Here is a 6,641-nt window from a genome sequence, read left to right as displayed (position 1 = left end):
GGTCGAGGCGGCGTACCAGCACTGCAGCCGACCGCCGCTCGGTCTGCACCTCGGCCAGCGCGGCCTCGTCGACGACCCAGCCGCCGTCGCCGGCCGTCAGCGCCCCGCACTCGACCAGGCCCCGCAGCACGGCCGCACCCATGAACGGGCTGCCGTCGGCCAGCCTGGTCACGGTGGCCACGGCCTGGGCGGGCAGCGGCCCCGCCATCGACTCGGCCAGCAGGGTGATGGCGCTGTCGGGGAGCCGGCCGAGGTGCAGCGCCTTCGCGGCCGCGAGGTTGCGCAGGGGATGGTCGTCCGCGACCTCCTCCGACCGGAAGGCGGCGACGACTCCGAGGTGCGGGGGCAGGTCGGCGTCGGCGGAGAAGAGCTCTGCGAGCAGCCGGACCGTGAGCGTGTCGGCCCACTGGCAGTCGTCCAGCACCAGCAGCACCGGGTTCTCCGGCGTCGCGATCACGGACAGGAACAGGCGGAGCGCGGCGAGGCTGCGCTCCTCCCCGAACGCGTCCGGGCCGAACGCCTCCAGCCCGGTGTCGTCGACCGCCACGTCGAGCAGCGGTCGCAGCGGGGGCAGCACGTGCGCGGTGACCTGGGCGCTGTCGCCGAGGCGCTCGGTCAGCCCGGCCCGCAGCCGTTCGGCGTCGTCGCGGTTGACCAGGTCGCGGGCGACGCCCTGCACCAGGGTGAACGGAAGCTGTACGCCGTCGCGGATCCCCTGTCCGTGCAGCGCCGTGATGCCGAGGCCGACCGCCTGGGAGGCCAGCTCGGCCAGGAGCCGGCTCTTCCCGCCGCCGGACTCGGCGTCCAGCAGGACCAGGCCGCTGCCGCCGTCGCTGATCTCGGTGAGGAGCGCGCGCAGGCTTGCCAGCTCGGCGTCGCGGCCGACGAACGCCGGGTCGGTGAGGTGCTGGCGGTGGTCGACCCGGCCGATGGTCAGGCGCGGGTCGGGGTCACCGGTCGCGAGCAACGACCGCAGCGCCTGCACGTCGTAGGCGAGGGCAGCCGCGGACTGGTAGCGGTCCACGGGGTCCTTGCGCAGCAGCCGCTGCAGGATGACGTCGAGCACCCGGGGCACGTCGGAGCGGATGTCGCAGACCGCCGGGGCGGGCATCGAGAGGTGCTGGCGCAGCAGGCCGCTGACGCTGGGCCCGGGGAACGGCGGCCGCCCGGTCAGGCACTCGAACAGCAGGATGCCGACGGCGTACAGGTCCGAGCGCTCGTCGGGCGTCGCCGACAGCAGGCCGGCCGCCTCCGGGGCGAGGTAGCGCACGGTGCCGACCAGGTCCTCCCGGACGGACTCGTCGAGGAGCGCGCTCCTGGCGAAGCCGAAGTCGATCAGGGTCACCGCGTCGATCCGGCCCGCGTTGACCTCGACGATGACGTTGGCCGGCTTGACGTCGCGGTGCACGATGCCGACCTCGTGCGCGGTGCTGAGCGCTCCGGCGATGCCGATCGCGATGGTCAGCACCTCCTCGACCGGCAGCGGCCCGGACCGGAGCAGCGCCTCGAGCGTGCGGCCGGGGACGAGCGGCTGCACCAGGTAGAGCCGGTTGTCGGCCTCGCCGGAGTCGTACAGCTCAGCGAGGCCGGTGCCGGTCAGCTGCCGCAGCACCCGCGTCTCGTGCTCGAAGCGCAGTCGGGCGGCGGCGTGCACCACCTGCGAGTCGATGGCCTTGAGCACCACCTCCGCGCCCGTCCGGGTGTCCGTCGCGAGGTACGTGTCGACGCCGTGGCCGCGCTTGAACACCCGCCCCAGGGCGTAGCGGTCCGCGAACAGATCGCCTGCGACTGTTCCCCTCCGAGATCGACTGGACGTGCCTCCCACCACGTCCACGTCGGATCAGATCTCCGGAGCCCGGCGCCTTCGGCGGCGGGAGAGGACGAAGGGATTCATCCATTCAGGTTAGGTCGCCCTGACGGTTCCGCCGCGGGATCAGGGGTCCCGTTTAGGGGAATAAGCGCACCCCGCCGTCGTCAGACCAGCCCGTCGGGGAGCCCGGCGCCGGCCTCCATCAGCTCGACCAGCCGCCGCGCGCGGAGCACCGCGTCGGCGGCGACCTCCACGTCGTCGGCCAGGTCGGTGACCCCCGACGGCCGTGGGGCACCGCCACCGCCCGCCGACCGCTCGTGGAGCTCGGCCAGGAGCGACTCGCGGTCGAGGCCGCGCACGGCGAACAGCACCAGCGGATCGGCGTCGACCAGCCAGCCGGTCTGGATCAGCACCGCGAGTGCGTGGCGGCAGGGATCGAGGTAGGTGTCGCAGGTGCAGCCGGCGGCCAGCTCGCCGCCGTAGGGCAGCAGCTCGACGCCGGCCTCCTCGGCGTGCTCGACCAGGTCGTAGGGCAGGTCGCCGGCGAGCAGCGCCGCGATCCGCCCGGCTTCGGCGGCGACGACCTCGATCAGCGTCCGCCGCTCCTCCTCGGCAAGCACGGGCACCTTGACCTCGACGGTCCAGGCGTCGTCGCCCTCGCGCACCGCGGCGAGCAGCGACCCGGCGGCGATGCTGATGCCGCCGACCTCGCCCCGCCGGGCGATGGTGCGGCCCGCGCGCAGGTCGTGGTCGACGTACGCCGCCTCCTCGACCGCCCGCTGCCACGCCTTGCCCCACCAGGACCGGATCCCGGTGCGGGGAGCGACCAGCCGGCCGTGGGTGACGCGGCCCGGCTCGCCCCTCCCTGGCCCGCCCCTCCCCGGCTGCACGGTCACGCTCACCCCTCCTGCTCGAGGTCGGTGAGGTAGGCCTCGCGGCGCGCTTCCCTGCGCAGGGTCACCAGGTCGCGGAGGTCCTCGTTGCTGAGCTCGGTGAGGGCGGCTTCGCCGCGGGCGAGCACGGCGTCCGCCAGCGCGCGCTTGCGGTCGAGCAGTGCCGCGACCCGCTCCTCGATCGTGCCCCGGGTGACCATCCGGTGCACCTGCACCGGTTTGGTCTGGCCGATCCGGTAGGCGCGGTCGGTGGCCTGCTCCTCGACCGCGGGGTTCCACCAGCGGTCGACGTGGACGACGTGGTCGGCCCGGGTCAGGTTGAGGCCGGTGCCGCCGGCCTTCAGGCTGAGCAGGAAGACGGGGACCTCGCCCGCCTGGAAGCGCTCGACCATCGCCTCCCGCTCGCGCACCGGGGTGCCGCCGTGGAGGAACTGGTAGGGCAGGCCGGTGCTGGTGAGGTGCTGCTCGATGAGCCGCGCCATCGCGACGTACTGGGTGAAGACCAGCACCGCACCGTCCTCCGCGACCACGGTGCCGAGCAGCTCGTCGAGGAGCTCGAGCTTCTCGGAGCGGCCGGCGAGCCGCACCGCGCCCGACTGCTTGAGGAACTGCGCCGGGTGGTTGCAGATCTGCTTGAGCCCGGTGAGGAGCGCCAGCACCAGGCCCCGGCGCTGCGCGTCGTCGGTGGCGAGCCGCTCGATGCGCTCCATGGTGTCGCGCACGAACGCCTCGTAGAGGACGGCCTGCTCGCGGGTGAGGCCGAGGAGGTGGTCGGTCTCCGTCTTCGGCGGGAGCTCGGGAGCGATCCCCGGGTCGGACTTGCGCCGGCGCAGGAGGAACGGACCGATCAGGTCGGCGAACTGCCGGGCCTTGGTGGGCTCGCCGCCGGACTCGATCGGCGCTCCCCAGACCCGTCGGAAGGCCTGGCGGCTGCCGAGCAGCCCGGGGATCGCCCAGTCGAGGATCGACCAGAGCTCGGTGAGGTCGTTCTCGACGGGCGTGCCGGTGAGCGCGACCCGCGCCCGGCTCGGGACCAACCGCAGGTTGCGGGCCGTCGAGGAGCGGGAGTTCTTGACGTGCTGCGCCTCGTCGGCGACCACCAGGTCCCAGGCCACCGTCGCCAAGGTGGCGTGGTCGCGCCGCATCGTGCCGTACGTCGTCAGCACGAACCCTCCCTCGTCGAGACCACCGAGCTCGCGCGCGGTGCCGTGGAAGCGCCGCACCGGCAGCCCGGGCGCGAACCGCCGGATCTCGGCCTCCCAGTTGCCGAGCAGGCTGGCCGGGCACACGACCAGGGTCGGCCCGCCCTCGGAGACGCCGGTCTCCAGCCGGTGCAGGTGGAGGGCGATCAGGGTGACGGTCTTGCCGAGGCCCATGTCGTCGGCCAGGCAGGCGCCGAGCCCGAGGCCGGTCAGGTCGGCGAGCCAGGTCAGGCCGTGGCGCTGGTAGTCGCGGAGCTCGGCCCGCAGCGCAGCCGGCGCGGGCAGCGGATCACGGGTCGGGGCGGCGAGCAGCTGTTCGCGGACCTTGAGCAGGGTGGCGCCGACGATCACCTGCTCGGTGGCACCCGACGCTGCCTCGGCGCCGGCCTCGGGCAGCTCGGCCACGCCGCTGAGGGCCGCGGCCAGCGCTTGGGCGCCCGTGGCCTTGCGGATCAGCCGCTTGCGGGCGCGGTGGGCGGTCGCCGGGTCGACGACGGTCCAGGCGCCGCGGAGCTTGAGCACCGGCGCGGCGGCCGACGCCAGCTGCTCCATCTCCTCCTCGGTGAGCGGCTCGCCGTGCAGCGCGACCTGCCACGAGAAGGCGAACAGGCCGTCGGCCGAGAACGGGCTGTCCTGCAGGGGCAGCTCGGGGTCGCGCGGGTCGCCGCGCCGCTCGAGGACGGCGCGGGTGGTGAGGTCGCGGCCGAGCGAGCGCGGCCAGTGGACGTCGACCCGGGCCTCCCGGAGGGCGCCGACGTGCTCGAGCAGGCTCCCGATCTCGGCGCCGTCGAGGGTCAGCTGGTCCGGGACCGAGAGCCCGAGCAGCCGGTCGAGCACCGGCCACACCTCGGCCGCCGACCGGAGCGCGATGCTCGCGTGCACCCGGGCGCGCGGCCCGAAGCCGTGGGAGTCGTCGTCCGCCCAGAGCAGGGCGGCGTCGCAGACGTGAAGGGGGTCGCGCTCGTCGTGGACCTGGAGCACGACGCGCACCGAGCCCGCCACCAGCTCCTCCTCGTCGGCCTCCACCCGCAGCGAGACGCGGACCAGCTCGGCCCGCGCCCGCTCCGCCGCCCGCCGGCGGACCCGCTCGACGAAGTCCGACGTCGACGGCTCCCCCCGTTGGTCGAGGAGGTCGCTCTGGCGACCCCGTTGGTCGAGGAGGTCGCCCTGGCCACCCCGTTGGTCGAGGAGGTCGCTCTGGCGACCGTCACGAGACCCGATCGGCGCGGCCCGCGGCAGCGCATCGGCGACCGCATCGAGCACCTGCGAGACCAGTGCGGCCGCGGCGGCGGGGTCGACGTCGTCGTACGCCCGGGCCTGGGCCAGCTGCGCGACGCTGTCGCGGTCGCGCTCGTCGAGCCCATCGATCCGCCAGCCGGGCCGGCCGTCGCCGGCGCGCGGGACCAGCTTGCCGGCGGCGATGAAGCGTCCGGCGAGCAGCGCGGCGCCGCCGAGCAGCGCGACGCTGGGATGGACGTCGGCGCGGCCGCGCGCCCGGCTGAGCACCGGCAGCGCGGTGCGGATCGGCAGCGCGATCGCGCGCTGCGCATCGGTGAACTCGATCGTGCCGTCCCGAGGGGGATCGGCCGGCCGGAAGGTGGCCGGGCCGGTGACAGGCACGAAGCTCACTCAGGCCTCCCAGCGGCGATCACGGTGACACCGGTGGTTGAGGTGCGAGCGCCAGCGAGCCTCGAAACCTCCGGTGGACTCAGACGCTAACGGGTGGGGCCGACACAGAGTTCCTCGCGAGGTCCCCCGTCAGTGCTGCTTCTTCCGCGCGAGCAGCTGCTTGAGGCCGACCGCGGCGAGCAGCAGCGCACCACCCACGGCGAAGCCCACGCCCCACCAGGTCGGGTGCTCGACGGCCAGCACGACCGTCGCCAGCGGCACGACGGTCGCGGGCATCGCGATCACGAGCACGCTGAACCCCGGGTTGCCGTTGAGGGCCGCTGCCAGCGCCCACACCAGGGTGAGCAGCGCCGCGAATGCCAGGATGACGTAGACGTCGTTGTCGTACTCCGAGGACAGCGCGATCGAGGACATCGGCCCGCCGCCCTCCTCGGTTGGCATGTCGAAGCTGAAGAACGACTCGACCAGCTGCGCCACCACGAGCACGAGGAGCACGGAGTTGAGGCCGACGACACCGACCACCCCGGCCACGACACCGCTGAGCGCGCGGGTCCGCAGGAACCAGCCGACCGCCGTCACGACCAGCACGAACAAGGTGATCGTCGCGGCCGCGATGATCGCCTGGTCGTCCTCGTCGCCGATGTCGACGAGCACGTCGTCGGCGAACTGGATGTAGGCGATGCCGAGACCGACGATCGCGGTGACGACGAACGCACCGCGCCGGATCGCGACGTAGCCGACCACCGACAGCAGTACGACGACGCCGCCCACCAGGTAGGCGAGCCAGTCCTCACTCCCGTCGATCTCCTCGAGGCCGATGCCGGTCATGACGCCGGCGCCGAGGATGCCGACCGCTCCGGGCCAGGTGACCAGCTCCTCGCGGCCCCGGCCGCTGCCGACCGCGATCGCTGCGATGGCGACGAGGAGCAGCACCGCGGTCGCGCCGAGCCCGACCGAGTAGTTGGACCAGTCCAGGTCGCCGTCCGAACGGCTCCGCGTCGCCGAGATCACCAGTCCGGCGGCCAGCAGCCCGACGCCGACCACGATCGGCAGCACGCCCATGCCCGGGCGCTTCGGAGCGGCGGCAGGAGCCGCCGCGGCCGGCGG

The 6,641-nt window shown here is 74.0% G+C and carries 4 protein-coding genes; all 4 read right to left on the bottom strand.

What is annotated here, in order from left to right:
• Positions 1-1,747: serine/threonine-protein kinase (locus H0488_RS21060; protein ID WP_183101174.1), on the bottom strand; the 1,747-nt coding region annotated here is incomplete at its 3' end.
• A 227-nt stretch (positions 1,748-1,974) separates the two neighbouring features.
• On the bottom strand, positions 1,975-2,706 hold the full coding sequence (locus H0488_RS21055; RefSeq protein ID WP_312856463.1) for an SWIM zinc finger family protein: 732 nt from the start codon (positions 2,704-2,706) through the stop codon (positions 1,975-1,977).
• Between the two features lie 2 nt (positions 2,707-2,708).
• Positions 2,709-5,534: a DEAD/DEAH box helicase gene (locus tag H0488_RS21050; protein WP_183101173.1), complete on the bottom strand. Its 2,826-nt coding sequence runs from the start codon at positions 5,532-5,534 to the stop codon at positions 2,709-2,711.
• 129 nt (positions 5,535-5,663) lie between these two features.
• Positions 5,664-6,641, bottom strand: a 978-nt coding sequence (locus tag H0488_RS21045) for a hypothetical protein (RefSeq protein WP_183101172.1), incomplete at its 5' end; no start/stop codon positions are given.

This window comes from Nocardioides pelophilus, from assembly GCF_014180685.1.
Lineage (GTDB): Bacteria > Actinomycetota > Actinomycetes > Propionibacteriales > Nocardioidaceae > Nocardioides > Nocardioides pelophilus.
This window is presented reverse-complemented; position numbering and strand designations above follow the sequence as displayed.